This is a genomic window from Asticcacaulis sp., from assembly GCF_047605585.1.
In the GTDB taxonomy this organism is placed as follows: Bacteria; Pseudomonadota; Alphaproteobacteria; order Caulobacterales; family Caulobacteraceae; genus Asticcacaulis.
The window spans coordinates 1-26,116 of record NZ_JASGFK010000006.1 but is presented as its reverse complement, the minus strand read 5'-3'; the positions used below and the strand labels follow the sequence as shown (position 1 = coordinate 26,116).

Below are 26,116 nucleotides of genomic sequence, written 5' to 3'. Positions count from 1 at the left end.
GTGATCGTCCCGCATACGCACATAAAAAGCCCCCCGGCTTGTCGTCTGACCATCGCACACCTGAAGGGACCACAGGTGGAGATCAGAGGGGCCGGGGGGCTTGGGCGTGATCCTGCCTCCGGCGGACCACGCAACACACATCAGTCTGGGGAGAAACAAGGGACGTGCCTGAAACGCCTAAATTCCAGGCACGTGGTTGTCTTATTCGGCTGCGGTCAGAACCGACCCAGAGACATTGACCGGGTCATTGGAAGCCGTCTTGATGGCGATGGTCTTGGCCTTCTTGGCTTCCGGCACTTCGAGCTTGAGCGTAATCGAGAGCAGGCCATTGGCGAGGTCGGCTTCGGTCACCTTGATATGATCGGCCAGCTGGAAGCGGCGTTCGAACGAGCGCTCGGCGAGGCCGCGATGCAGGAAGGTGCGGGCGGTGGTGTCGTCGTCCTTCTTGCCGGTAACGGTCAGGACGTTTTCCTTCACCTCGATATTGAGCTGGTCGGGGCGGAAGCCGGCGACAGCCACTTCGATGCGGTAGGAATCACCCTGGTCATCGCCCTCGGCAGCCGGCAGGCGTTCGATATTGTAGGGCGGCCAGCCCGGCGCGGTGTCGGTGCGGGCGGCGCTGTCGAGCAGGTTGACCAGGCGGTCAAAGCCAACGGCGGAACGATACAGAGGGGAAAAATCGATGGCGGTACGCATAGGGGCTCTCCTTCAAGAAGCGAGGCCTTACGGGCGTGCAGACGTGCTGCGGGATAACCCGTAAAGATTTGATTCTGAACGACATCCACATCCCCTGCTGGGCGATGTTGTCGGTCAAGAAGGCCCGGTCTCCGGCGCCTTCGCTTTATGATTTGGTAGCGACTTTTTGCTGTTCAAGAGGCAGATGCGAAAAATCTTCGGCGATTTCCTTCGCGGTCAGGAGGCTGTGGTGATGGTCCTCTTCCGCGATCAGGCGGATGGCTTCCAGCGCGGCCTGGCAGCCCATGCCGGCGGCCGTGACGGCCTGGCGATAGACGTCATCGGTGACATCGCCGGCGGCGAAGACGCCCTTGATCGAGGTCTTCGGCGTGCCCGGTTCGACCACCAGATAGCCGCCTTGCTTGGTTTCCAGCTGGCCTTCGAACAGTTGCGAGGACGGGGCATGGCCGATGGCGATGAAGACACCATCGAGATCGACCACCCGGTTTTCACCGGTATTGACGTCCTGAAGGCGCACGCCGACCACGCCGGCGCCGCCGAATTCATTGGTCTCACCGAGGATTTCATCGATGGCGACATTCCAGATCGGCTCGATCTTCGGATCGTTGAGCAGGCGCTCAACCAGGATCTTTTCGGCGCGCAGCTGCTCGCGGCGGTGAATCAGGTAGACCTTGGCGGCGAACTTGGTCAGGAAGAGCGCTTCCTCGACCGCCGTATTGCCGCCGCCGACCACGGCCACTACCTTGTTGCGATAAAAGAAGCCATCGCAGGTGGCGCAGGCCGAAACGCCAAAACCCTGGTAGGTCTTTTCGGATTCGAGACCCAGCCACTTGGCCTGGGCGCCGGTGGCGATGATCACGGTCTCGGCCAGGAACTGCGCGCCGGATTCGGTTTCCAGCAGGAAGGGGCGCTTGGAGAGATCGGCTTTGGTGACGATCTCGCCGATGATCTCGGTGCCCATGTGGACGGCCTGGGCCTTCATCTGATCCATCAGCCACGGGCCCTGCACCACCTCGGCAAAGCCGGGATAGTTTTCCACGTCCGTGGTGATCGTCAGTTGGCCGCCGTCCTGCGGGCCGGTGAAGATGACCGGCGACAGCAAGCCGCGCGCCGCATAGATGGCGGCGGTCCAGCCGGCGGGGCCGGTACCGATGATGGCGCAGCGAAGAGGACGAGGGGAAACGGACATGGCGGACCTGAGAGATTCGAAAAAGTTAATGGCTCTTTAGATAGGAAGTAGCGGGCCGAATGTCATCAGGAATTGCAGATGCGCTGCGGTTTTCAACATCTGTCTCTTTTCCAAAACTTTGCAAATTACGATCTTAACCGTATCTCAAACTCTTTTGGACCGGGTTACGGTCACTCTAAATCCGCGGGCTGTTCGCGGTAAGTATTTAGAGAGGTGATATCATGAACGAACAAGGTATTGGCTGGCTTCTGGCCATCATCGTTGGGGCTGCCGCCGGCTGGATCGCCGAACAGATCATGAAGTCCAACCAGGGGCTTCTGATGAACATCATTCTGGGCATTGTCGGCTCGATCGTGGCCAACGCCCTGTTTTCCATGATTGGCATCGGTTTTGGCGGTGTGATCGGTTACCTGATTGCCGGTGTGATCGGCGCCTGTATCCTGATCGCGCTGGGCCGCATGATGCGGGGGCGGCACGTTTAAAAACGGACGATCCCGACAGACGACCGGCGAGGAGTGAGAGCTTCGCCGGTTGTTTTTTGCCTATTTTTTCGAGCGATGCATTTCCAGCAGATATTCGGCCGCGCGGCGCGTTTCATCGAGCGGCGGATAGGGTTTGCCCGAAAGCGTGCCGTTGAAGGGATGGCTGATGCCCTTGGCGCGCAGTGTTTCGTGAAAATCCTCAAACTTTTCGCCGGAGCCGAGTGTACGGCGTTCCAGGCTGAGGATCTGGATTGGCTTGCCGGTGGCGGCGGCTTCGGTAGCCATATTGACCGAATCTTCCGTCACCAGGAAATGATCAGCCGCTTTCAGGAAGGCGAAATAGGGATTGTCGCCCTGGCCATCATAGATGATGCCGGGCAGGCCTTTCAGCGCATCTTCGAGAACGAGACGCGCGTCCAGCGGGGTGCGGCGGGAGACGGTCAACAGCACGGAGCCATTGGCCTGGGCTATGGCGGCGCGCACTTCCGCAGCCATGATCTCGGCATGGGCCGCATTCAGGTCATAGGCCTTGGAGCGCCCGCCAACCAGCACGCAGACGCGGGGTTTAGGCAGGTTTCTCAGGCGATTGCGCCAAACCTTGTGCGCATTACTCAGTTTGGTGGCCTCGATGCGGTTGGTCGAACCGATGATCGACAGGGTATTGCTGCCCTGGACGTGATCGTGCTCGGGCGCGATCACCAGATCGAACGCCTTCAGGTCATGCCGCGGGTCCTGAAGCTGGACGACGAAGGTCTGGCCTTTCGAGCGTCGGTGCATGCGAATGCTGTGGGGGATGGTGGCGCGGCCGGCGGCGATCCAGATATCCGGCCAGGGTTCCTCGAAGGCATCGCTGCCCTTGGCCAGCATCTGATCGGGGAAGAACTTCAAAGCCGAGGGCAGGCGGTCATACAGGCCTGTGTACCGGACGCGCTTCTTGATGATCTTGGCCGGGCTGATGCGTGCTACGGCTTCCGCCAGTCCCAGGACCTGATTTTCAATGCCTGCCCGTCCGTCTGATACGGCCCAGATGGTCAGCGGCAAGGGCATTCATCACTCCTGTCTCATTCAATAAATGAGTATTACTCTATGTTCATGCGAACCGCGATTCCAAATCGCGGTTCGCCTAAACCATCATATCGAAACATAAAAAATAAATGCTGCAATGCAAAATTACGCTTCAGTATTTTACAGCCACTCGACCTTGATGATCTCGTAGGCCTTGACGCCGCCGGGGGTCTGAACCTCGACGACATCGCCGACTTCCTTGCCGATCATGGCGCGCGACAGCGGCGAGGACAGCGAAATCTTGCCCGATTTGACATCGGCCTCATGGTCGCCGACCACCTGATAGCGGCCTTCTTCCTCGGTGTCCTCGTCGATCACGGTGACGGTGGCGCCAAACTTGATCTGGCCGCCGGAGAGCTTCGATACATCGATCACCTGGGCACGGCTGATCTTGTCCTCGATCTCGGCGATCTGACCCTCGATCCAGCCCTGGCGTTCCTTGGCGGCGTGATATTCGGCGTTTTCCGACAGATCCCCATGGGCGCGCGCTTCCGAGATGGCGGCGATTACATTGGGACGTTCGACGGATTTCAGTCTTTTCAATTCATCGTCGAGGACCTGATAGCCCGCGACGGTCATCGGCACTTTTTCCATGTGCGATTAGGTTCTTTATTCCACCCTGAGGAATGACAAAAAATCCTGACGGCGGTTGAGGGGGACAACAACCGGTCAGGACGATTACGGACGGTGATGGGTCTTGTTCGTTTCTGCTCACGCAGCGCACAAAACGAAACCGGCAGCCCTTATAGTTCTATTTGTCGTGTTTTAAAAGAACTTTTCAAGACCGCCTGTTTGCAGGCTGGATCAGCCTTCGATCGGCGGCGCCGCAACCGGCGCGTTCGGATCGATCAGCTTGATATCGATCAGCTTTATGCCCAGGGCGCGAGCATCGACCGGGATGGCTGCTGCCGCTTTCGCTTCCCGGAACGCTGCGCCGCGGCCGGTAAACTTCTCTGCAGCCCTGGTGGCGACGACCTCCTCCTCGTCCTTGGCCGGTTCTTCAACCAGGAAACGAATCTTGAGGCTTTCGCTGCGCAGGGCCGAGGCGGGCAGGGGCAGGGTATTGAGCGTGGTATGACCGTTCAGGCTGATTTCGCCGGTCTTGATGCCGTTGACGAACACGCTGACGAGAACCGGCTGGCGGCTCTTCGCCTTTAGCGTCATTTCAAGCTCTTTCGGCTTGGGCGTATCGAACTGGACGTGCTTGATCGGGATGCGCAGATTGGCTGCCGGGCCTTCGCTCCATACGCCGTCATATTCCGGTCGCGACCAGTTTTCGTCGAGCAGGCAGGTGCCCTGGTCCAGCCAGCCGAAGCGCACTTCCGAGCGCAGCGGCGACCATTCGGGCTTTGGCAGGTCGATATGGCTGTCCTTCGGCGGGATGATCCACACGCCATCGAGCATGCGCAGACGTGGCCACAGTTCCTGCGGCGCGTCGCACTGCTTGAGGAAGACGAACAGGTGGTCGGACTTGATCTCACCGCGCTTGAAGGCGTCCATGCCGGCTTCCTGATTGGCGATCTGGATCAGGTTTTCACGGGCGGCGTACATGGTATTGACCGGCTTGACCTGCGAAGTGGCGCGCCAGGTCAGTTCATAGAACAGCTTGTCGTTCATATGGACATTGGCCGGATAGAAGTCGATGCCCTTGGCGTCCTTCACCAACTGGTCCCATTCCGGGCTCGGCGTCTCGTAGAAGATCTGGTCGGAAGCCGCCAGGCTGGTGGCCTTGCGCATTTCCTTCGACATGCCGGCGATATCATAGGCCTGGACGACCAGGACCAGCGGCAGCAGCACGGCAATGGTCTTGGGGCGGCTGCGGAACAGCACGACCAGCGCGGCGACGACCAGCAGATAGGTGATCGGCCAGGTCAGGCGGCCGGAGGCGCGCAGCACCGCGGCGGGATTGCGCAGCGAATCCGGCAGCTTGAAGTTCCACAGATCGTAACCGTAGAACTGTGCGTGGTTGGAGGTGGCGATCAGCAGCAGGACCAGGAACGGAATGGCCAGCGGGCGCAGCGACTTCAGGAAGGCGCCTGAGCGTCGGGCTTCCGGCGTGGTGATGAACAGCACGATTGCGGCGACGACCAGCAGGATCAGGCCGAAGCCGAGATACTGGTAACCCTCGAACGATTGCCCGCCATCGAGCGGCCAGGCCTTGAGAATGGATGAGAATTCCGGCCTGACGGGATTGAACCAGCCATCGAGCGGGAAGGAATAATAGCCATAGCCACCGGCGCCGGGGCTCATGCCCTTGTTGAAGCTGCCGCCGATATAGAGGGCGACGACCGCCAGGACGAGCGGGGGAAGAGCGCGGACGACGGCATCGAGCAGAATCTTCCAGTCGCCGTACAGCTTGAGCTTGCGTTCGGAAAAATCGGCCCGCACGCCGCTGAAGAAACGCTTGATGCAGTCACCGCCGAAGATGGCGGCGATCATGAACAACAGATAGGGGTGCACCATGCCGGTGACGAACAGGAGAGCCGACCAGCCGAGCATTTTCGAACCGTTGCGAAACCAGCTCAGGACAAAGCGCCAGCCTGATCCTTCAGGCAGGGTGTCGTCCTTGACGTTGATGAACAGGTGCAGACCCCACAGGATCAGCCATTGCGCCACCAGGGTATCGTGGCGCATGCGGTAATAGAGCATGGGCAGGGCCGAAAGGGCGATGGCGCCGCCAAGCGCGGTCCACTTGCCGGGCGCGTGCGGGCGGATCAGCTTGTAGGCGAAGGTGAAGTGCATCACCACGCAGAACAGGAACCACGGGCCGATGTACTGGAAATTATCCGGCAGCCACTGACGGAAAGGCTTGAAAATAAAGGCGAAAAGGGGGTTCGAGTCGGTTGAGAAGATGGTGTTGCCGACCGGCGCGCCCAGCAGGGTTTCGTGGTTGAAGGTCGACCACGGCATGCGCCGCCAGGCGTTCCAGCCCAGCACGTGCTGACCCCAGTCATGCTCCATCAGCCAGCCGATACGTGTCGGGTTGACCACATTGACGTCGAAAAAGGCGGCGAACAGCAACAGGGGCGCGATCACGCACAGGCCGCGATGCAGTCCGGTCCAGACGGCCGGCGGCGTTTGCTTCAATTGGGCGTATAGCAGGCCGGGACGGAGCCAGTTCGGCAAGGTCATTTGTGTCTTAACTCGGATAGAAGGAAATCTTTGGCGCAACAGTCGTGCCCGTTACCGGAGCATTTGCCGTCTCCGCGTGACATTTTTGCGGCGGAACCGGCGCTTCAGACGGCAATTTTTTGCGTCGTAATCATAGCAAAAATCACGCTGTTCACAAGCGTGTGATCGGTGACTTTTTGTTACGAGGTTGAGATGCGGAATTGGGATGGGTCAGATGACACCGGAGACCAGCGCCGCCGGCGGCAGGGCCTCGCTGGAAGCCGTGGCGGCGGAAAGGGCCAGCTTGCGGCGATAATCCTCAAGTGAGCCATGGCGCTGAAAGCCATGCATGTTAAAGGCGTTTACATTCAGTTCGAAATGGATCGCCTGGTCTTCGGCGGAAAGGGCCTCGAAGAAGGCCTGCTGCGCCTGGGCGGGCGAGCTATGCCCCTGCACAGCGGTGCGGATCGCCTCGGCCTCGTCGTGCTGGATGGCGGCTTCGCGCTGGCCGAGGTCGCTTTCATCCGTCAGCTGATGGAACAGGCGGGCATTTTTCGAGTCGATGCCGCGCAGGGCGCCGCGTGCCGCCAGACCGCGCAGGGCCTGCATCGCCTTCAGGCGCCGGTCGAGCTGATTGCCGGCTTCGGCGCTGGCCAGAAAGGCGGTCAGGCTGTTGAACTGCGCCTGATTGAGCGAAAAGGCGGTGGCGTAACGGTCCTGTGGCAGGCGGTCGGGCGCCGAGGTGACCGGCTGCACGCGCAGTGGCGGCAGGGACGCATTGATGGACGGGATCGGGGTAACTTCCATGGCCGGGCCTCCAGTGCGAAAAAGGCGGACGTTTTTCACGTCCGCCCTTCACATTAGGTAGTCAGGCTTAAGGGCTTGTTAAGACCCTCGAAAAAACGAATCAGGCGTATTCCTGAATTGGCTTGACGTCGAGCTGGTCGCTCGCGCCGTTGGCGATGGCGCGGGTGGCCGCCACAGCGCCGGAAGCCGTGGTGTAGTAGGGGATCTTCATCATCAGGGTGGTGCGGCGGATCGAGAATGAATCCGACAGCGACTGCTTGCCCTCGGTGGTGTTGAACACCAGGTCAATCTCGCCGTTCTTGATGGCGTCCAGGATATTCGGACGGCCTTCCAGCACCTTCTTGACCGCCTCGACCTCAAGGCCGTGGCTCTTCAGGTAGTCGGCGGTGCCGCCGGTGGCGACGATCTTGAAGCCCAGGCCGATCAGGGTGCGGACGGAGTCGAGGATGACCGGCTTGTCCATGTCCTTGACTGACACGAATACCTTGCCCGAAGTCGGCAGCTTCACGCCGGAGCCGAGTTGCGACTTGGCGAAGGCGCGCGAGAAGGCATCGATCATGTCTTCGTCGTCGCGCGCCCAGTCGAGGCCCATGACCTCGCCGGTCGAGCGCATTTCCGGCCCCAGGACCGTATCGACATTGGCAAAACGGGCGAACGGGAAGACGGCTTCCTTGACCGCGACATGACGGTAATCACGCGGCTTCAGATCGAAGGACGACAGAGACACACCCGCCATGACCTTGGCGGCGATACCGGCCAGCGGCTGGCCCAGGGTCTTGGCGACGAAGGGCACGGTGCGCGAGGCGCGCGGATTGACTTCCAGCACGAAGATCTGCGGATTATCCGAATAGGGGTGCAGGATGGCGAACTGGACGTTCATCAGGCCGCGGACCTTCAGCGCCCGGGCCAGTTCGATGGTCTGGCGCTCCAGTTCCTTCACCGTTTCCGGCTTCAGCGAGAAGGGCGGCAGCGAACAGGCGGAGTCGCCGGAGTGAACGCCGGCTTCCTCGATATGCTCCATAATGCCGGCCACGAAGACGCCGGACTCGTCGGCCAGGGCATCGGCATCGACCTCGATGGCGGCCGACAGGTACTGGTCGATCAGGACCGGGCTGTCGCCGGAAACCTGCACGGCCTCGCGCACGTAACGGGTCAGTTGCTCGTCATCGCGGATGATCTCCATGGCGCGGCCGCCCAGCACGTAGGACGGACGGATGACGATCGGGTAGCCGACCTCGTGCGCCGCCTTGAAGGCTTCTTCCGGCGTGCGGGCGATGGCGTTGACCGGTTGGGTCAGGTTGATGTCGCGCAGCAGGTGCTGGAAGCGCTCGCGGTCCTCGGCCAGGTCGATGGCGTCCGGCGTGGTGCCGAGGATGGGGATGCCCTCGTCCTCCAGCGCCTGGGCCAGCTTCAGCGGGGTCTGGCCGCCGAACTGCACGACGACGCCCTTGAGGTCGCCCTTCGATTGCTCGACATGGATCAGCTCCAGCACGTCTTCGGCCGTCAGCGGCTCGAAATAGAGGCGGTCGGAGGTGTCGTAGTCGGTCGAGACGGTTTCCGGGTTGCAGTTGACCATGATGGTCTCGTAGCCGTCCTCGCGCATGGCGAGCGCGGCGTGCACGCAGCAGTAGTCGAACTCGATGCCCTGGCCGATGCGGTTGGGGCCGCCGCCCAGCACCATGATTTTCTTCTTGCCCGTGGGCGCGGCCTCGCACTCCTCGTCGTAGGTCGAGTACATGTAGGCGGTGTTGGTGGCGAACTCGGCCGCGCAGGTGTCCACGCGCTTATAGACGGGGCGCACGTTCAGGGCGCGACGGGCTTCGCGCACGGCCTTCTCGGTGGTTTTGAGCAGCTTGGCCAGGCGCCGGTCGGAGAAGCCCTTTTTCTTGAGCGTGCGCAGCGTGCCCGCATCCAGCGCGGCCAAGGCGCCCTCGCCTTTCTCGTCGGCCAGCCTGTCCAGGTCGAGTTCGATCTTCACGATCTCCTCGATCTGCACCAGGAACCACTTGTCGATCTTGGTGAGGTCGTGCACCTCGTCCACGCTCAGGCCCATGGCGAAGGCATCGCCCACGTACCAGATGCGCTCGGGGCCGGGCTCGCCCAGTTCCTTCTCCAGCACCTCGCGGTCCTGGGTCTTCTCGTTCATGCCGTCCACGCCCACTTCCAGGCCGCGCAGGGCCTTCTGGAAGCTTTCCTGGAAGGTGCGGCCCATCGCCATCACCTCGCCCACCGACTTCATCTGCGTGGTCAGGCGCGCGTCGGCCTGCGGGAACTTCTCGAAGGCGAAGCGCGGGATCTTGGTGACCACGTAGTCGATGGCCGGCTCGAAACTGGCCGGGGTCCTGCCGCCGGTGATCTCGTTGCGCAGTTCGTCCAGGGTGTAGCCCACCGCCAGCTTGGCGGCGACCTTGGCGATCGGGAAGCCGGTGGCCTTGGAGGCCAGCGCCGAGGAGCGCGACACGCGCGGGTTCATCTCGATGACGACGAGGCGGCCGTCGGCCGGGTTGACGGCGAACTGCACGTTGGAGCCGCCGGTCTCGACGCCGATCTCGCGCAGCACCGCCAGCGAGGCGTCGCGCATGATCTGGTATTCCTTGTCGGTCAGGGTCAGGGCCGGGGCGACGGTGATCGAGTCGCCGGTGTGGACGCCCATCGGGTCGACGTTCTCGATCGAGCAGACGATGATGCAGTTGTCGGCGGTGTCGCGCACCACCTCCATCTCGTATTCCTTCCAGCCGACGATCGATTCCTCGATCAGCACTTCGCTGGTAGGGGAAAGGTCGAGGCCGCGCTCGACGATTTCCTTGAATTCTTCCTGGTTGTAGGCAATGCCGCCGCCGGTGCCGGCCAGGGTGAACGACGGACGGATGACCGCCGGCAGGCCGCCGATGGCTTCGAGACCAGCCACAGCCTCGTCCCAGGTGTGGGCCACGGCCGACTTGGCCGATTCAAGGCCCAGCTTGTCCATGGCGTCGCGGAACTTCTGGCGGTCTTCGGCCTTGTCGATGACCTCGGCCTTGGCGCCGATCATCTCGACATTGTACTTGGCCAGCACACCGGCGTTTTCCAGCGAGAGCGCCGTGTTCAGCGCGGTCTGGCCGCCCATGGTGGGGAGCAGCGCGTCCGGGCGCTCCCTGGCGATGATCTTCTCGACGAATTCCGGGGTGATCGGCTCGATATAGGTAGCATCGGCGATGTTCGGATCGGTCATGATCGTCGCCGGGTTCGAATTGACCAGGATGATGCGGTAACCTTCCTCGCGCAAAGCCTTACAGGCTTGCACGCCGGAATAATCGAACTCACAGGCCTGACCGATCACAATAGGGCCTGCGCCGATAATGAGAATGGACTTGATATCTGTGCGTTTGGGCATCTCGGTCTTTCGTACACAAGGCGCAGGCTTAAGGGCTTGCGCAAGATTAGAGCGGGCTGTGGGTCCACAGTCCGGTTAAAAAAATCGCGCCGCTGCGGGCGCTGCATGTTTTATGGCTAAGCGGGTGCTTTAGAGCCTATGCTCCCGCGTTGCAACCCTTGATTCACGAATCTTAAGCCGATCAGCTCGATGTGAAGACATGTAATAACAGGAAACATGGCAGCCTGTGCTGATGCAGCAATTCAACACCTCAGGCTGGAATGGTTAACGCAGACTGGTACATCTTAAGGATTAGTGTTAAGGAAACCGGGTGTCCACACGTGGAGGCACTTGAAAACGGTTTAGAGTCTTCTGGGGGAGGCTCTAAAGGGGGCCGCATGAAACTGGTTGCTGTACCTGTACTAAGTGCGTGTGTTTGCCTGTTCATGACCCTGCCCGCGGTGGCAGCGCAGGGCGCACGTATGTGCGGTGCCGGCGCCATTCGGGCAGCGGCGGCAAAACAGGTGGCGCCTAACCTTGTCGGCTGCCGGTATGATGCCGTGGCCGTGCCGCTGGCGCAGTATTTTTCCATTTTTCCCTCCCTCACCAAGACGGCAGGTGAGAAAGCGTCCAGCACCATTTTGCAGCAGGCGCCGGCGGCCGGCGAACCCTTGGGAGCCGGCGGGCAATTGGCCCTTCAGGTGTCGGTAGGGCCGGCGGGAATGCCGACAGCGGCGCCCCTGACCCAACCACAGGTAATAGCAGCGCCGGTAGCGAACCCAACCGTCCCTGATACGGTGGCCGATACCGAGACTGTCCCGCCGGCGGCCGTCTACCAGGCGCCATCGTCTGAAGTACAGACGTCGAAATCCACTGCCCAACCGTTACTGCCGGCCTATCTGCTGCGGCCAGGCCTGATATGGGCCTGGGTTGGCATCATTGCGGCGGGGGTGGTGGTGGTTCTGATATGGCGGGCACGCCGTCCGCGTTATGGCGGTGGATATGACCGGGTGCCGCAGGTCAGTGCCCGCTTTGTCTTCGGGCCCAGCCGTCTGAGCGCCAGCGGACCGCTGGTATTGAAAAGCGGGGGGGAAACATGACCGCGACAACCGAGACTGCGTCAGAAGTCCTGTGGTTTGACGACCTGATCGACCGGGAAACCCGCGCCGATATCGAAAAACAGGTGGTCGAAACGGCAGACAAGGACCGTCGGCTGCGCGACCTGATCCTGACAACGCCGATCCTGCGCAGCGCAATCCTGAGGGCGGTGACGGCGGCCCTGCATTTCGATCCGCTGGTCCTGTTGGCCGATGGTTGGTGTACGGCCAGGGATATCCGCGCCGCCTGCCGCGAAGCGGGCAAGAGCGAGGCGCTGGTGGTGCTCAGGCTGTCGTCTCACCGCATCGAGCGCGATATCCGCCCGGCCATCAAGGTCAGTACCGGTGCGGAGAAGAGCTTCGAACTCGATGTCGGCCTTGGACTGGCCGGCACGTTTGACGGGATTGCCCTGACGGTTCGGGACAACCGGCTGGAATCGGTCGGCGAAGGCACCTGCGATCTGGCCCTGCTGATCCGCGTGGGCGGGCGTACGGTGATCAGCAAGGATATCCGGACAATAGACCTGCCGGCGGAATACCGCTTCGCCCAGCCTCTGGCTTTACGTTAGTTCGGGACGTCAGGCCGAAACCTTGGCGTCGCGCATGTTCTGGGCGAAGCGCTCGAACAGATAGAGCGAATCGACCGGGCCGGGCGAGGCTTCCGGGTGGTGCTGCACCGAGAAGACCGGCTTGCCGGTCATGGCGATGCCGCAGTTGGAACCATCGAACAGCGAGACGTGCGTCTCGACCACGCCTTCCGGCAGGCTGTCGCGATCGATGGCGAAGCCGTGGTTCATCGAGACAATCTCGACCTTGTTGGTGGTCTCGTCCTTGACCGGATGGTTGGCGCCGTGGTGGCCCTGGCTCATCTTGATGGTCTTGGCGCCCAGGGCGATGCCGAGCATCTGGTGACCGAGGCAGATGCCGAAGACCGGCACACCCGATTTCACAATCGCCTGGATGACTGGCACGGCATATTCACCGGTGGCGGCGGGATCGCCGGGGCCGTTCGACAGAAGGACACCGTCCGGCTTGCGGGCGAGAATCTCTTCGGCAGAGGTCTTGGCGGGCACGATCTGCACCTCGGCGCCGATATCGACCAGGGCGCGCAGGATGTTCTGCTTGACGCCGTAATCGATGACCACGACCTTGAATTCCTTTTTGGTGCCGTCGCTGAAACCGGTGGGCCATTGCCACAGGTCGGTGGTGTAGGCGGCGGCTTGCGCCACCGTGGCGTCGATGGCGAGATCGAGGCCGCCCAGGCCCTTCCACTCGCGCGCCTTGGCCTTCAGGGCTTCGAGATCGAAGACGCCGGAAGGCGAGTGGGCGATGACGCCATGCGGCATGCCGTTTTCGCGGATCTTCTTGGTCAGCGAGCGCGTATCGATGCCGGAAATGCCGACGACGCCGCGCTGGACCAGCCAGTCATTGAAGCTCATATCCGAGCGCCAGTTGGCCGGCGGGGTCGGGGCGTCGCGGAAGATGGCGCCCTTGGCGGCGCGCTTCGGGTCATTGCCCAGTTGCTCGACATCGTCCGAGTTGACGCCGACATTGCCGACGTGCGGGAAGGTGAAGGCGACGATCTGCTCCATATAGGAAGGGTCGGTCAGGATTTCCTGATAGCCGGTCATGGCCGTGTTGAAGCAGACCTCGCCCAGGGCGTCGCCCGTCGCGCCGCAGCCCAGGCCCTGATAGACCGTGCCGTCCGAAAGGACCAATACGCCCGTGCAACCTTCCAGCAGTTCAGTTGTCATGGGGTATCATCTCCTTTGAAAAATTACTGCAAGCGCCACCCGGCGCGCAAACGGCGGGACACATAGGGGGCGAGGGCCGAAAGGTCAATTGTTAACACGGAAAATAACATCACGATTCCGCGTCTTTTGTTAGCAGATGTGTAACACGGCATTGACCGCTTAGACTCGAATAGGGTCTAAGGTGGAAATGGAAAGTGTTGCCATATCTCTGTTTCTGCTGCTGGCGGTCGTGGTCAGCGGCTGGTTGTCGCGCCTGTCGCCGATCTCTCTGCCGACGCCGGTGGTGCAGATTGCCCTGGGCGCGGTGATTGCCCTCTCTACTGGTGCGGCGGTCGATCTGCAGCCGGATGTTTTCTTCCTGCTGTTCCTGCCGCCGCTGCTTTTCTATGACGGCTGGAAGATCCCGAAAGAGGGCCTATTCCGCGACAAGGGCACCATTTTGCAGCTGGCACTGGGACTGGTTGTTTTTACCGTCATCGGCCTTGGCCTGCTGATCCACTGGCTGATACCCCTGATGCCCCTGGCGGCCGCCTTTGCGCTGGCCGCCATCGTTTCCCCCACCGATCCGATCGCCGTATCGGCTATCGCCACGCGCGTGCCGATCCCCAAGCGCCTGATGCACATTCTTGAAGGCGAGGCCTTGCTGAACGATGCGTCCGGCCTGGTGTGCATGCGTTTTGCCGTGGCCGCCGTGGTAACGGGCAGTTTTTCGCTGGTCAGCGCGGTCGGCACTTTCCTGTGGCTGGCGATCGGCGGTCTGGCCATCGGTATTGTTGTCACCTTTGCCGTGACGCGCCTGAAGGGCATTATTACGCGCCGGATCGGCGAGGAGGCGGGTTCGCAGGTGCTGATCAGCCTGCTGATCCCCTTCGGTGCCTATCTGCTGGCCGAACGTCTGCACTGTTCAGGCATTCTGGCCGCGGTCGCTGCTGGCATCACCATGAGCTATGCCGAGCAGAGTGGCCAGGCCCTCGCCGATACGCGCGTCCGTCGCAACGCCGTCTGGGACATGATTCAGTTCACCGCCAATGGTATCATCTTCGTGCTGCTGGGCGAACAATTGCCGAGCATAGCCTCGCGCGCCGCTCATGTGGTCCAGTTTACCGGACATACCGACCCGCTGTGGCTGATTGTTTATGTGGCCGCCATCAGCTTCGCCCTGATCGCCCTGCGCTTTCTGTGGGTGTGGGTGGCCTTGCGCTTTACGCTGTTTCGGGCGGCGCGAAAGGGGCAGGCGGTGCAGCGGCCGAGCCTGCGCCTGATCGCCGCTACCTCGCTGGCCGGTGTGCGCGGTGCCATAACGCTGGCGGGCGTTCTGACCATTCCGTTTGTGGTCTCCGATGGCACCGCCTTCCCGTCGCGCAACCTGATCATCTTCCTGGCGGCTTCGGTGATCGTGGTCTCCCTGCTGCTGGCCAGTGTCGGCCTGCCGTTCCTGCTGAAAGACCTGAAGCTGCCGCCGGAGCCGAAGATGCAGGCCGAGGAAGACAAGGCCCGCGCCGCCGGCGCCGAGGCCGCCATCGAGGCCATCGAGCAACTTCAGAAAGCCATGAAGATCGGCAAGAACGACACGGAACTCTATGCCGAGGCGAGCGCGCGCGTCATGGAGATCTACCGGCGGCGGATCGATAGTCAGGGACTGCACGGGGAAGCGGCCAAGCACCTGCGCCGGCTGGAAAAGATCGAGCGCGACCTGCGCCTGGCGGGAATCCGGGCCGAGCGCGAGGTCTTTTACGAACTGAGCCGTGCGCACGAACTCTCCGATGAAACGGCGCGCAAGCTGGTGCGTGAGGCGGACCTGCTGGAGGCCCGCCTGACCGGAAGCTAGGCGTCCAGCGTACCGAGAAGGGCCTCCAGTTGCTCGAACTGTTCGCCAAATCCGCTTGTGGCGCCGGATACCATGGCCTCGTCGAGGGCGTCCTTGGTGGGGTATAGATCGCGCCAGACGACCAGGGTCCGCCCGTCGCGTTCCTCGAAGGTGACGGTGGTGACAGCCCCCTCGCCATCGCCTTCCTCGTTGGTCCAGACGATCCGCGCATTTGGCACAACGTCGAGATACTTGCCGAAGAACGCCATCGGTTGTTCCATGGAGGGGTGACTGATCACCAGGCGATAGCCGCCGCCGGTCCGGACATCCATTTCACAGGACAGTATGGTCATGCCGAATGATTTTGGCGTCCACCACCGCCTGAACAGTTCCGGATCGCTCCACGCCTTGAATACGATATGCGCCGGGCCGTTGACGGTGCGCGTGATGACGAACTCACGATCAGAGGTGCGTTCCGCTGTTGTGGGGTTATTTTCCGTTTGGCTCATTGGCTTTCTCCCTTTGTTTCAATTCTTCGACAATCTCGTCCAGCGCGTCGAACCGTTCGGCCCAAAGCTGCTGATATCTTTCGATCCACGCCGCCTCTTCCGCCATCCGGCGCCGGCCCAGTTTGCAGGTGCGCACGCGCCCGACCTTTTTCGTGACGACAAGGCCGGCCGCCTCCAGAACGCTGACATGCTTCTTCATGCCCGTCAGGGTCATGTGAAACCGGTCGGCCAGATCGGTGATTGAGGCATCCGACCGACCAAGCTGCTCCAGCACACCGCGCCGGGTAGGGTCCGAAAGCGCGGCGAATGAGGCATCGAGAGGGGCTATATACTGAACCATTTGGTTCAGTATATAGCTTAAGAGGGGCCGGCAGGCAAGTGGGGGCAGAACTTTCGCCGCCGTACCTGTGGCAGCTTCGGCAAGGCCCAACACGGAAAGCACGGAAGCCGCGCAAGCGCGGGCACGGAAAGGCACGGAAATATGAGTGTGCCGCACTTTACTCGCCCGAAGGGCATGCAGTCGCTTAAAGAGTTCGGCTAATGACGTTTCGCGCCGAAATTACCCCGCAAGGCATTTCCGTACCTTTCCGCGTCGCTGCCTGAAGGGCAGCGTATCCGTGCTTTCCGTGTTACGCCTTCCTTTCCTACCGCACCGTCGTCCACGGCCGGCTGAGCAGGTCGGCGCAGGTGATCAGCCCGACCAGCGAATAGGTCTGAGGGAAATTGCCCCACAGTTCGCCGGTTTCGACCTGAACATCTTCCGACAGCAGGCCGGAATGGGTGCGGCGGGCCAGCATGGCTTCGAAGAGGTCTCGCGCCTCCTCGGTGCGCCCTTGCAGGTGCAGGGCTTCGATGTACCAGAAAGTGCAGAAGTTGAAGGCGGTTTCCGGCGCACCGAAATCGTCCGGCTCGACATAGCGGTAGAAGTTGTCGCCCTTGCGCAGCTGCCGTTCGCATTCCTTGAAGGTGGCGATGCAACGGGGATCGTCGGCCGGCAGGAAGCCCAGCTCGAACAGTTGCAGAAGGCTGGCATCGACCTCTTCGCCGCCGAAGGAGCCGGCAAAGATACCCAGTTTCTCGTTCCACGCCTTCTCTTCGATGGCCTTCCGGATAATGCCGGCGCGCTCGCTCCAGAAGGCGCTGCGTTCGTTCAGCCCCAGCGATACAGCCACATTGGCCAGCCGGTCGCAGGCCGCCCAGCACAGGAGCGCCGAATAGGTATGGACGCGGGCAATGGTGCGAAATTCCCATAGCCCGGCATCGGGCTTGTCATAGACGGCGAAGGCGCGCTCTCCCACCTTTTCCAGTGTGTGAAAATCGGCCTCGGTGCCGACGCGCAGGAAGCGGGCATCGAAGAAGGATTGGGTCAACGGCAGGACCATCTGGCCATAGACATCGTGCTGGTGATGTTCATAGGCCTGGTTGCCGACGCGCACCGGGCCCATGCCGCGATAGCCTGTCATATCGGGGGCGATGCGCTCGGTCAGGTCGCTTTGCAGGGACACACTATAGAGTGGCTGGACATGGCCGCCGGCCGACTGGTCGGTCAGGTTGCGCAGGTAGACGAGATAGCTTTCCAGCATGTCGGCGGCGCCCAGCCGGTTCAGCGCCCGCACTACATAATAGGCGTCGCGTATCCAGCAGTAGCGGTAATCCCAGTTGCGGCCGGTATTGGCGGCTTCCGGGATCGAGGTGGTCATGGCGGCCACGATGGCGCCGGTATCATCGTATGAACAGAGCTTGAGCGTGATGGCGGCGCGGATCACCGCTTCTTGCCACTCCAGCGGAATGGTCAGGGTGCGCACCCAGCCCTGCCAGTAGGCGATGGTGGCGCGCAGCATGTGCTCGGCATCGGTCAAAACCTCGTTCGGATAGGGTTCGTCCGGCCCTAGGTGAAAGCCGAGCGGGCCTTCCAGCCGGAAGGTCTGGTCTTCGCGCAGGTAGGTCAGGGGGGCATTGGTGGTCAGGCGCATAACGGCCGGACCGCATTCATAACGGATATGGCTGGAGCCATAGGTGGCCTCACCGAGGTCACGCCCCCAGTGGCCGGTCGGGATCATGCGGACGCGGATACGCGGTGTGCCGGAAACCGGCCGGATCAGGCGGTAAAAGGCCCAGGGCTTGTAGGTGCGGTTGAGGTGGTGCAGGCGCGGGGCGAAGTCGATGATCTCGACTACGGCGCCATGGGCATCGCGCATTTCGGTCCGCAACACGGCGGTGTTGCGGATGTATTCTTGCGTGGTCTCGGTGACGTCGGCCATCTCCACTGACCAGAAGCCGGCATTTTCGCTGCCACCGCATGAGGGTTCGAGCAGGGCGGAAAAGACCGGTTCGCCGTCGATTCGCGGATAGCAGGCCCAGACAAAACGGCCATCGCGGTCGATCAGGGCGGTGGCGGCGCAGTTACCGATGGGGGCGAGGTCGAGATTGGGCTGTTCAGGCACGAGAGCACTTTCCGAAAAGTGTGACGCACTTTTCGGATTAAAAAGTGCGGTTAAGCAAAGAATTCAGAGCGCCGATCTGACGCAGTCAGACCGGAAAACGCTCTGAATGACTCCGGACAATATATCTTGATGCGCGAACGCACGTGCGCAGTGATCACGAAATCTCTCATAATCGATCACAGAAACGCGAGGTCGGTTGAAAAGAGTTTGTTGCGAGTGCTAGGTTGATAATCGCAAGGCTGTACGGCCTCAAGACGAAAATATTGTCTTTATGGAAATTTTATTTTCCATCTTAATCTCAATAATCTCAATAAATATTCTGATTTTGTCACAATTGAGGCTGGGCTGTACTTTAAAAACGATGTTCGGTGAGGTGTCTTTGCCGTGTCTGTCGTGATCTGTGAAGTGGAACGGGCAAATGAAATCTATGGTAACTGGCGGCAGCCTCAGGGTTCCGGGCGCATGATGGTTGACGCCCTGAGCCGCTATCGGCTGGATGATATCTCCCTGTTTCTCGATCTCGACGGTACGCTTGCCCCCTTTACGGACCTGCCGGAAGAGGTGGGGCCGGATATCGCCCGCAATGCGCTGATCCGTAATCTGGCCCTGCGCCTCCAGGGCCGTCTGGCGGTGGTCAGCGGCCGGCCGATCGCCGATATCGACCGTATTCTGGAAGGCGTGATACCGGCGGTGGCCGGCAGCCACGGCCTGCAGCGGCGCGACGCCCGTCTGGATCTGATCGTGGCGCCGGTCCATTCCGGCGTGGCGCAGGCGAAGCAGGAAATCGCCGCCTTCGTGCGCAGATATCCGGAGCTGCATGTCGAGGAAAAGCCTCTGAGCGTGGCCCTGCATTATCGTCTCGAACCCACCCTGAAGCCGGTGGTCGAGGTCTTCGCCGAAGACCTGGCGCGACGCACCGGCCTGAAACTGCAACGCGGTATCATGGTGGTCGAATTCCTGACGCCGGGCATGGACAAGGGCCGGGCGGTGCGCGCCTTCATGGTCGAACCGCCCTTCGCCGGCACGATCCCTGTTTTTGTCGGCGACGACCTGACCGACGAGGACGGCTTTCGCGTTGTGCGCAGTTTCGGCGGCATAGGGGTTCTGGTCGGAGCTTTGCGCGAAACCTTCGCCGATTATCGTCTGGGCAATGTGGAAGCTGTCCATCACTGGCTCGAACGCGGGCTGCAAACCCAATATCTTGAACTGGAGACCGCCATTGAGCCGTCTTATCGTCGTATCTAACCGCGTCAATCCGCCGGCCGATCCGGGGGTCGGCACCGCCGGTGGTCTGGCCATGGCGCTCTCCGCCGCGCTGCGCGAGGACAAGGGGCTGTGGTTCGGCTGGAGCGGTCAAACCGTCGAGACCTATACCGGCCAGATGTCGATGCAGGTGGTGGGCGGTGTGACCGTGGCCCTGCTCGATCTCGATGCCCAGGACGAGCAGGAATATTACAACGGCTATGCCAACCGCACCCTGTGGCCGCTGTTCCACTATCGGCCGGATCTGGTGAACTACGAGCGCAGCTTCGATGAGGGCTATGAGCGGGTCAACACGCGCTTTGCCGAAACTCTGCTGCCGCTGGTCGGGCCGGACGACATCATCTGGGTGCAGGATTATCACCTGATCCCGCTGGGCCGCGAACTGCGCAAACGCGGCGTGAAGAACCGCATCGGCTTCTTCCTGCATATCCCCTGGCCGGCGCGGCGCATCCTTTCCACCCTGCCGCGCCATGCTGAACTGGTCGAAGCCATGTTCAGCTACGATCTGGTCGGTTTCCAGACCGAAGACGATGCCGAGGCCTTCACGGATTATGCGCTGCATGATGCTTCGGCCAGTCTTGAAAAGGACGGTGTCGTGCGCGCCTATGGCCGCCAGACGCGCGTCCGGGCCTTCCCGATCGGTATCGATGCCACGGATTTCGAAGCCACGCTGAAAAGCGAGCGTGCCGAGCTGTTCTACAAGACTATGCTGAAAAGCCAGGGCGGCCGCAAGATGCTGCTGGGCGTCGACCGGCTCGACTATTCCAAGGGACTGGAGGAGCGCTTCACGGCGTATGAGACCCTGCTGGCTAATAATCCCGGCATGCACGGCCATCTCTTCCTGTTGCAGATCGCCACGCGCTCACGCGATGAGGTCGACGCCTATCAGGATCTGCGCGGTCGATTGGACAACCTCTCTGGCAAGATCAATGGCGCCTATGCCACGGTCGATTGGGTGCCGCTGCGTTATGTCAACCGCGCCTACCGCCGCGATGAGCTGGCCGGCATCTATCGCGCCGCCGATATCGGTCTGGTAACGCCCCTGCGCGACGGCATGAACCTGGTCGCCAAGGAATATGTGGCGGCGCAGGACCCGAACAATCCCGGCGTGCTGGTGCTGTCGCAGTTTGCTGGCGCCGCCGAGCAGATGAAGGACGCGCTGATCGTCAATCCGCTCAGCCGGGAGGATGTCTCCGAGGCCGTGCACCGTGGCCTGTCCATGCCGCTGAAGGAACGCAAGCGCCGCTGGGAATCCCTGATGGAGAACGTACGCACAAATGACGTATCGCGCTGGCGGGATGATTTCGTCGCCTGCCTGAAAACGCCGATCCCGGAACTGGCGGAAGCGGAGTAGCGGCAGTTATTTCGCGGTGGCGCGCAGACCATAAGGACCATCGACGATTTCATGGCCGCGGCGGGTCAGTTTCACCTTGCCGTAGCTTTCGGACATATCGAGCACCTTGGTCGTGCCGCCATTGCCCTTCCAGCTCCAGGTGATCCAGCCGATTTTCTGCGCCTGCGCCACCTGCATCAGGTGCAGGTGATCGACGGCGCTGCCGTCCTCGACCAGTTCGCGGTCGCCGAATTCGCCGAGCAGAAAGGGCACGCCTTGCTGGCGCAGGGCGGCGATATTCTGGTCGATTTTTTCCGGGGAATTCCATGGCTTGTTATAGGCATGAACCGAGACGATCAGGTTGTGCAGCGGATCGAGCGCCTGCAGGGTCTTGCCGCGCCCTTCGAGGAAACTGCCGGGCGCCTGCCCGCAATCGGCGGCGTCGATCACGATGGGGGCGCGAAAACCCCGTGCGCGCATGGCGTGGATCAGATCGGTATAGGTCGCCATATAGCTGGCGTAATTGTCTTTCGAACTGCCCCATTCATTAGCGATATTGAGCATCAGGTAAGGCTGGTACTTGCGCTGATTGAGTACATCGGCCCAGCGGGTCAGCCACAGGTCGCCGGTATCCTTGCGCAGACGGGCGCTGTCGGTGCCGCAGGTGATATCCTGCTCCCAGTAGAAAACCATGACCGGAATCTTATGCTTGACGGCGGCGTCGAGCGCTTTTTTCAGGTCCTTCGCCGAGGTGTCGCGGCGCAACTGCAGGCGGATGATATTGGCGCCTGTCGAGGCGATGGCGCCGATGGCCGGGCGGGCGGCTTTCGGGTTGTCGCCATATTGCAGATTGATGCCGCGGGCGATGAAGGGCGCGCCCTCGGGCGTCAGGATATCCGGGCCTTGTGTGTGGAAAACCGCCGCCGGGGCGCGGTGCAGGGCGTCATAGGCCGATTGCACGGTGGAACAACCCGTCAGAACCAGCGTTAAGCCAATAGCTGCCGCAGCTTTTACCCACGATTTCACGCGCATTTATCCTCACTCCGCACCCAAAGGCAAAAAATGGCAGCAAAGCCTTGCCAATTGCCTAATCGCGCAGGAGAACGAATCCCTGTTAATATGTGTGAATTGCCAATATCCAATGTGCTGGCGGAGAGCTTATATATAGGCCGTGCGGTTTAACGATCATTTTCTTGAAGAGCTGAAAACACGCCTGCGACCCTCCGAGGTCATAGGCAAGAGCGTAAAGCTGCGCAAGAATGGCCGCGAATGGGTGGGCCTGTCGCCGTTCAGCAAGGAAAAGACGCCGTCCTTCTACGTCAATGACGAGAAGCGCTTCTATCATGACTTCTCGTCGGGCAAGCACGGCGACATCATCTCCTTTTTGCAGGAAACCGAGCGCCTGAGCTTCAACGAGGCGGTGGAGAAACTGGCTTCCGAGGCCGGTATGGCGCTTCCGGTCGATACCCCCCAGGCCAAGGCCGCCGAAATGAAGCGCCGGTCCCTGACCGACTGGATGGACCTGGCGCAGAAATGGTTCGTGGCGCGTTTGCAGGACAAGACGCCGGCCGCTCAGAATGCCCGCGACTATCTTGAACGGCGCGGGCTTTCCAAAGAAGATATTGTCACCTTCGGCCTGGGCTATGCTCCGCGTGACCGCACGGCGCTCAAGGATGCGCTGGTGCAGCGCGGCGCCAAGGTCTCCGAACTGGTCGAATGCGGCCTGCTGATCGAGGTCGAGAACGGTTCGGCCCCCTATGACCGGTTTCGCGACCGTCTGATGTTTCCCATCGAGGACCAGCGCGGCATTGTCGTCTCCTTCGGCGGACGGGCGCTCAATCCGGACGACAAGGCGAAATATCTCAACGGGCCGGAAACCACCCTGTTCCACAAGGGGCAGATGCTGTTCGGCCTGCCCAAGGCGCTGAAACTGCTGGGCGCCGAGGAAACCCACGCCGAACTGGTGGTGGTCGAAGGTTATATGGACGTCATCGCCTGCCAGCGCGCCCATGTGGCGGCCGTGGCGCCTCTGGGAACGGCTCTGACCGAGGAGCAGATCGATATCCTGTGGCGACGCCACCCGGAGCCGACCCTGTGCTTCGATGGCGACAAGGCCGGGCAACGCGCCGCTTCGCGCGCGCTCGACCGCGCCCTGCCAAAGCTCAAGCCCGGCCGCTCGTTCAAGGTCTGCCTGATCACTGGCGGCAAGGACCCGGACGATGTGCTGCGTGACAAGGGGGCGCTCGCCCTGCGCGAGGCGCTGAAGGAGACGCGGCCGTTCGTCGAGGTGCTGTTCCAGCGCGAGGCCGAAGCCGCGCCGCTCGATACCCCGGAGCGCAAGGCCGGCTTCAAGAAGCGCCTGCGCGCCCTGGCCGCCCAGATCGAGGACAAGGATCTGGCGGAAGCTTACCGCCAGGACCTGCTCGAACGCTATGATGGCTTGGTGGCGCCGCCGCGTCAGGCCAATACCGGGGCAAAAACGCCATTCGTTCCCAATCAGGGGGGCAGTCAAGGCGCGGGGCCGCGCAAGCCCTGGCAGCCTGGCCAGAAACGCGAACTCTATATCCCGCCGGCCATGGAGGAATCCAAGCGTGCGGCGGTTACGCTCTCCGCCGCGCTCGACCCGACCTCGGCCGGCCTGGCGCAAGGGTTGATCGACAATCCCGACTGGATGCTGGACCAGGTCGAGGGGCTGGAGGCCTATGGATTTGGCGACGAGGCGTTGAGCCCGCTGGCAAATGCGCTCATAGCGCTCAGTTTTCAACACGAAGGGCTTGACAGGCAGGCATTGAGTCGCCATCTGCAAAAGCAAGGACTTGGTGCATTGTTAAGCGAGATACAGAAGGCGGCCCTAAAGAGCGGCGCGCCATTCCTCTCACCGGACATATCTTCAGCTGATGCCCATTCCCGCTGGTTACAGGCGTTCAACGCGGTCTCGCGTTTGACGGCCTTGGATCGTGCTCTGAATTCGGCCCGCGAGCAGGTGGGGACAGAATTTTTTTCACGGCTCAAGCTCGAACGCGATGCCCTGCGGAAGTCCTTGAGAAGCGGACAAATCTGGCAGGACGGCAGCGAAGGCTCAACCTAAAAAACATGACAAGTCATGTGGTTAAGCATTCGTTCAGACTGTTCTTTATAAGACACATGAGCGGCACCTGGCTTTTCAGGCTCGTTGCGGAGACCCATATGAGTGTGACAAAATGAGCACGACTACAGACAAACCTGAAAATGAGGCTTCGTCCGACGGTCCCTTGCTCGACCTGACCGATTCCGCGGTCAAGAAATTCATCAAGGCGGCCAAGGCGCGCGGCTACGTCACCATGGACGAGCTGAACAAGGTGCTGCCGTCGGAAGAATTCACCTCCGAGCAGATCGAAGACACCCTGGCCATGCTCACCGAGATGGGCGTGAATGTTATCGAGTCCGAGGAAGAGGCGTCTGAGGGCGGCGAAGTCGTCGTCCGTGAGGAAGCCGGCGCGGTGGTGGAAACCACCAAGACCTCGAACTATGACCGCACCGACGATCCCGTGCGCATGTATCTGCGCGAAATGGGATCGGTCGAACTGCTTAGCCGCGAGGGCGAAATCGCCATCGCCAAGCGCATCGAGGCCGGCCGTGACACCATGATCCGCGGCCTGTGCGAATCGGCCCTGACCTTCGAAGCCATCATGATCTGGCGCGAAGAACTCGGTTCCGGCCGTATCCTGTTGCGTGAAATTATCGATCTGGAAGGCACCTATGGCGGCGCCGGTCAGGACGGTCCGCCGCCGGGCGCACTCGGCGAAGACGGCGAGGAGGGCGAGGAAGAAGTGATCCAGCCCGGACCGCGCCCGCAGCGCTTTGTGCCGCCGGTCATCAAGATTCCCGATCCGGAGCCGGTCAAGCCCGAGCCCAAGCCGGAATCAAAAGCGCTGTCCGAAAAAGTCGTCGAGCCTAAAAAGGCCAAGAGCGGCGATGACGACGACGATGACGATTACGTCCCGATGGACGAGGAAGAGAAGAAGCCCGAGCCTGAGGAAGAGGAAGAGGACGATTTCGACGATGGCGCCGGCCCGTCGGTTTCGGCCATGGAATCGGAGCTGCGCGAAGGCGTAATGGCGACGCTCGACGCCATTGCCGGCGAATTCGAGACCTATCGCCACACGCAGGAAAAGATGCTGACCGCCAAGTTGGAGGGTCTGCCCCTCGATCCGGCGGACAAGGCAGCTTACGACGAGGTGACGGCGACGATCACCCGCCATCTGAAGACTCTGAAGCTCAACAACCAGCGTATCGAGGCCCTGGTCGAGCAGCTTTACACCATCAACAAGAAGCTGATGGGGCTGGAAGGCCGCCTGCTGCGCCTGGCCGATAGCTACGGCATTTCGCGAACGGAATTCCTGAGCGCCTATTATTCGCGTGAACTCGACCCCTCCTGGGGCGACAAGGTGCGCGACATGGGCATCCGCTGGCAGAAATTCATCGATAATGATAGCACGGCGGTCAACCGTATCCGTGGCGAGGTCACCCAGCTGGCCACCGATATGGGCGTGGCGGTGGATGACTTCCGCCGTATCGTCGGCACGGTGCAGAAGGGCGAGCGCGAAGCCCGCCAGGCCAAGACGGAAATGGTCGAGGCCAATCTGCGTCTCGTCATCTCGATTGCCAAGAAGTACACCAATCGCGGCCTGCAGTTCCTCGATCTGATCCAGGAAGGCAATATCGGCCTGATGAAGGCGGTCGACAAGTTCGAGTATCGCCGCGGCTACAAGTTCTCGACCTACGCCACCTGGTGGATTCGTCAGGCGATCACGCGCTCCATCGCCGATCAGGCCCGCACCATCCGTATCCCGGTGCACATGATCGAGACGATCAACAAGATCGTCCGCACCTCGCGCCAGATGCTGCACGAAATCGGCCGCGAGCCGACGCCGGAAGAACTGGCCGAAAAGCTGGCCATGCCGCTGGAAAAGGTGCGCAAGGTTCTGAAGATCGCCAAGGAACCGATCTCGCTCGAAACGCCGATCGGCGACGAAGAGGATTCGCACCTCGGCGACTTCATCGAGGACAAGAACGCTGTCCTGCCGATCGATGCGGCCATCCAGTCCAACCTGCGCGAAACCACCACGCGGGTCCTGGCCTCGCTGACCCCGCGTGAGGAACGCGTCCTGCGGATGCGCTTCGGCATCGGCATGAACACCGACCACACGCTGGAAGAAGTCGGCCAG

At 61.4% G+C, this 26,116-nt stretch carries 20 protein-coding genes; 8 read left to right on the top strand and 12 right to left on the bottom strand.

Going from position 1 to position 26,116, the window contains the following annotated elements; genetic code table 11:
- Positions 1–201 precede the first annotated feature (201 nt).
- Complete coding sequence (locus tag QM647_RS14355; RefSeq protein WP_414996222.1) at positions 202–696, bottom strand: Hsp20 family protein; 495 nt, start codon at positions 694–696, stop codon at positions 202–204.
- Positions 697–841: 145 nt separating this feature from the next.
- Positions 842–1,885, bottom strand: a complete 1,044-nt coding sequence (trxB, locus tag QM647_RS14350; protein ID WP_414996221.1) for a thioredoxin-disulfide reductase — start codon at positions 1,883–1,885, stop codon at positions 842–844.
- A gap of 221 nt (positions 1,886–2,106) precedes the next feature.
- Between trxB and QM647_RS14345 the strand changes: the two genes are divergently transcribed.
- Positions 2,107–2,367: a GlsB/YeaQ/YmgE family stress response membrane protein gene (locus QM647_RS14345; protein ID WP_414996220.1), complete on the top strand. Its 261-nt coding sequence runs from the start codon at positions 2,107–2,109 to the stop codon at positions 2,365–2,367.
- Positions 2,368–2,427: 60 nt separating this feature from the next.
- Here the strand turns inward: QM647_RS14345 and QM647_RS14340 are convergent, their stop codons facing one another.
- The 5 genes from QM647_RS14340 to carB form a co-directional block, all read right to left on the bottom strand.
- On the bottom strand, positions 2,428–3,414 hold the full coding sequence (locus QM647_RS14340; RefSeq protein WP_414996219.1) for a mitochondrial fission ELM1 family protein: 987 nt from the start codon (positions 3,412–3,414) through the stop codon (positions 2,428–2,430).
- A 138-nt stretch (positions 3,415–3,552) separates the two neighbouring features.
- A complete protein-coding gene (gene greA, locus QM647_RS14335; protein ID WP_414996218.1) occupies positions 3,553–4,026 on the bottom strand; it encodes a transcription elongation factor GreA in 474 nt (157 codons plus the stop codon).
- A 210-nt stretch (positions 4,027–4,236) separates the two neighbouring features.
- Complete coding sequence (locus QM647_RS14330; RefSeq protein WP_414996217.1) at positions 4,237–6,564, bottom strand: DUF6311 domain-containing protein; 2,328 nt, start codon at positions 6,562–6,564, stop codon at positions 4,237–4,239.
- Between the two features lie 210 nt (positions 6,565–6,774).
- Entirely contained in the window at positions 6,775–7,350 is a 576-nt protein-coding gene (locus QM647_RS14325; RefSeq protein ID WP_414996216.1) for a hypothetical protein, read from the bottom strand.
- A 100-nt stretch (positions 7,351–7,450) separates the two neighbouring features.
- On the bottom strand, positions 7,451–10,723 hold the full coding sequence (carB, locus tag QM647_RS14320) for a carbamoyl-phosphate synthase large subunit (protein WP_414996215.1): 3,273 nt from the start codon (positions 10,721–10,723) through the stop codon (positions 7,451–7,453).
- A 377-nt stretch (positions 10,724–11,100) separates the two neighbouring features.
- On the opposite strand from carB, the gene QM647_RS14315 reads away from it, so the two are divergent.
- Positions 11,101–11,802: a hypothetical protein gene (locus tag QM647_RS14315; RefSeq protein WP_414996214.1), complete on the top strand. Its 702-nt coding sequence runs from the start codon at positions 11,101–11,103 to the stop codon at positions 11,800–11,802.
- A complete protein-coding gene (locus tag QM647_RS14310; protein ID WP_414996213.1) occupies positions 11,799–12,368 on the top strand; it encodes a hypothetical protein in 570 nt (189 codons plus the stop codon). Before QM647_RS14315 ends, QM647_RS14310 begins: the two co-directional genes overlap by 4 nt.
- A 9-nt stretch (positions 12,369–12,377) precedes the next feature.
- Here QM647_RS14310 and carA read toward each other — a convergent pair whose 3' ends face one another.
- Positions 12,378–13,553: a glutamine-hydrolyzing carbamoyl-phosphate synthase small subunit gene (carA, locus tag QM647_RS14305; RefSeq protein WP_414996212.1), complete on the bottom strand. Its 1,176-nt coding sequence runs from the start codon at positions 13,551–13,553 to the stop codon at positions 12,378–12,380.
- A gap of 187 nt (positions 13,554–13,740) precedes the next feature.
- Between carA and QM647_RS14300 the strand changes: the two genes are divergently transcribed.
- The gene (locus tag QM647_RS14300; RefSeq protein ID WP_414996211.1) at positions 13,741–15,381 is read left to right on the top strand and encodes a Na+/H+ antiporter; all 1,641 of its coding nucleotides are present in this window, start codon (positions 13,741–13,743) and stop codon (positions 15,379–15,381) included.
- On the opposite strand, the gene QM647_RS14295 is transcribed toward QM647_RS14300, so the two are convergent.
- The 3 genes from QM647_RS14295 to QM647_RS14285 all read right to left on the bottom strand — a co-directional run bounded on the left by QM647_RS14295 (position 15,378) and on the right by QM647_RS14285 (position 18,313).
- The gene (locus QM647_RS14295) at positions 15,378–15,869 is read right to left on the bottom strand and encodes an SRPBCC family protein (RefSeq protein ID WP_414996210.1); all 492 of its coding nucleotides are present in this window, start codon (positions 15,867–15,869) and stop codon (positions 15,378–15,380) included. The genes QM647_RS14300 and QM647_RS14295 overlap by 4 nt on opposite strands.
- Positions 15,850–16,209, bottom strand: coding sequence for an ArsR/SmtB family transcription factor (locus QM647_RS14290; RefSeq protein WP_414996209.1), 360 nt, complete (start codon positions 16,207–16,209; stop codon positions 15,850–15,852). The genes QM647_RS14295 and QM647_RS14290 overlap by 20 nt, the downstream gene beginning before the upstream one ends.
- A gap of 304 nt (positions 16,210–16,513) precedes the next feature.
- A complete protein-coding gene (locus QM647_RS14285; RefSeq protein WP_414996208.1) occupies positions 16,514–18,313 on the bottom strand; it encodes a glycoside hydrolase family 15 protein in 1,800 nt (599 codons plus the stop codon).
- Positions 18,314–18,697: 384 nt separating this feature from the next.
- Between QM647_RS14285 and otsB the strand changes: the two genes are divergently transcribed.
- Together otsB and otsA are read left to right on the top strand one after the other, a co-directional pair.
- Positions 18,698–19,558 carry a trehalose-phosphatase gene (gene otsB, locus QM647_RS14280; RefSeq protein WP_414996207.1) on the top strand — a complete coding sequence of 287 codons (861 nt, stop codon included), beginning with the start codon at positions 18,698–18,700 and terminating at the stop codon, positions 19,556–19,558.
- Positions 19,533–20,930, top strand: a complete 1,398-nt coding sequence (otsA, locus tag QM647_RS14275) for an alpha,alpha-trehalose-phosphate synthase (UDP-forming) (RefSeq protein ID WP_414996206.1) — start codon at positions 19,533–19,535, stop codon at positions 20,928–20,930. The genes otsB and otsA overlap by 26 nt, the downstream gene beginning before the upstream one ends.
- A gap of 6 nt (positions 20,931–20,936) precedes the next feature.
- On the opposite strand, the gene QM647_RS14270 is transcribed toward otsA, so the two are convergent.
- Positions 20,937–21,941, bottom strand: coding sequence for a glycoside hydrolase family 5 protein (locus QM647_RS14270; RefSeq protein WP_414996205.1), 1,005 nt, complete (start codon positions 21,939–21,941; stop codon positions 20,937–20,939).
- 139 nt (positions 21,942–22,080) lie between these two features.
- On the opposite strand from QM647_RS14270, the gene dnaG reads away from it, so the two are divergent.
- Together dnaG and rpoD are read left to right on the top strand one after the other, a co-directional pair.
- Positions 22,081–23,997 (top strand): DNA primase, encoded by a 1,917-nt coding sequence (dnaG, locus tag QM647_RS14265; protein ID WP_414996204.1) that lies wholly within the window; start codon positions 22,081–22,083, stop codon positions 23,995–23,997.
- 112 nt (positions 23,998–24,109) lie between these two features.
- Positions 24,110–26,116 (top strand): RNA polymerase sigma factor RpoD (gene rpoD / locus QM647_RS14260; RefSeq protein WP_414996203.1); only part of this gene is annotated, 2,007 nt, incomplete at its 3' end.

Coding starts and splice junctions, on each gene's coding strand:
- QM647_RS14355 (WP_414996222.1), bottom strand. CDS start 696: ATGCGTACCGCCATCGATTTTTCCCCTCTGTATCGTTCCGCCGTTGGC.
- trxB (WP_414996221.1), bottom strand. CDS start 1,885: ATGTCCGTTTCCCCTCGTCCTCTTCGCTGCGCCATCATCGGTACCGGC.
- QM647_RS14345 (WP_414996220.1), top strand. CDS start 2,107: ATGAACGAACAAGGTATTGGCTGGCTTCTGGCCATCATCGTTGGGGCT.
- QM647_RS14340 (WP_414996219.1), bottom strand. CDS start 3,414: ATGCCCTTGCCGCTGACCATCTGGGCCGTATCAGACGGACGGGCAGGC.
- greA (WP_414996218.1), bottom strand. CDS start 4,026: ATGGAAAAAGTGCCGATGACCGTCGCGGGCTATCAGGTCCTCGACGAT.
- QM647_RS14330 (WP_414996217.1), bottom strand. CDS start 6,564: ATGACCTTGCCGAACTGGCTCCGTCCCGGCCTGCTATACGCCCAATTG.
- QM647_RS14325 (WP_414996216.1), bottom strand. CDS start 7,350: ATGGAAGTTACCCCGATCCCGTCCATCAATGCGTCCCTGCCGCCACTG.
- carB (WP_414996215.1), bottom strand. CDS start 10,723: ATGCCCAAACGCACAGATATCAAGTCCATTCTCATTATCGGCGCAGGC.
- QM647_RS14315 (WP_414996214.1), top strand. CDS start 11,101: ATGAAACTGGTTGCTGTACCTGTACTAAGTGCGTGTGTTTGCCTGTTC.
- QM647_RS14310 (WP_414996213.1), top strand. CDS start 11,799: ATGACCGCGACAACCGAGACTGCGTCAGAAGTCCTGTGGTTTGACGAC.
- carA (WP_414996212.1), bottom strand. CDS start 13,553: ATGACAACTGAACTGCTGGAAGGTTGCACGGGCGTATTGGTCCTTTCG.
- QM647_RS14300 (WP_414996211.1), top strand. CDS start 13,741: ATGGAAAGTGTTGCCATATCTCTGTTTCTGCTGCTGGCGGTCGTGGTC.
- QM647_RS14295 (WP_414996210.1), bottom strand. CDS start 15,869: ATGAGCCAAACGGAAAATAACCCCACAACAGCGGAACGCACCTCTGAT.
- QM647_RS14290 (WP_414996209.1), bottom strand. CDS start 16,209: ATGGTTCAGTATATAGCCCCTCTCGATGCCTCATTCGCCGCGCTTTCG.
- QM647_RS14270 (WP_414996205.1), bottom strand. CDS start 21,941: ATGCGCGTGAAATCGTGGGTAAAAGCTGCGGCAGCTATTGGCTTAACG.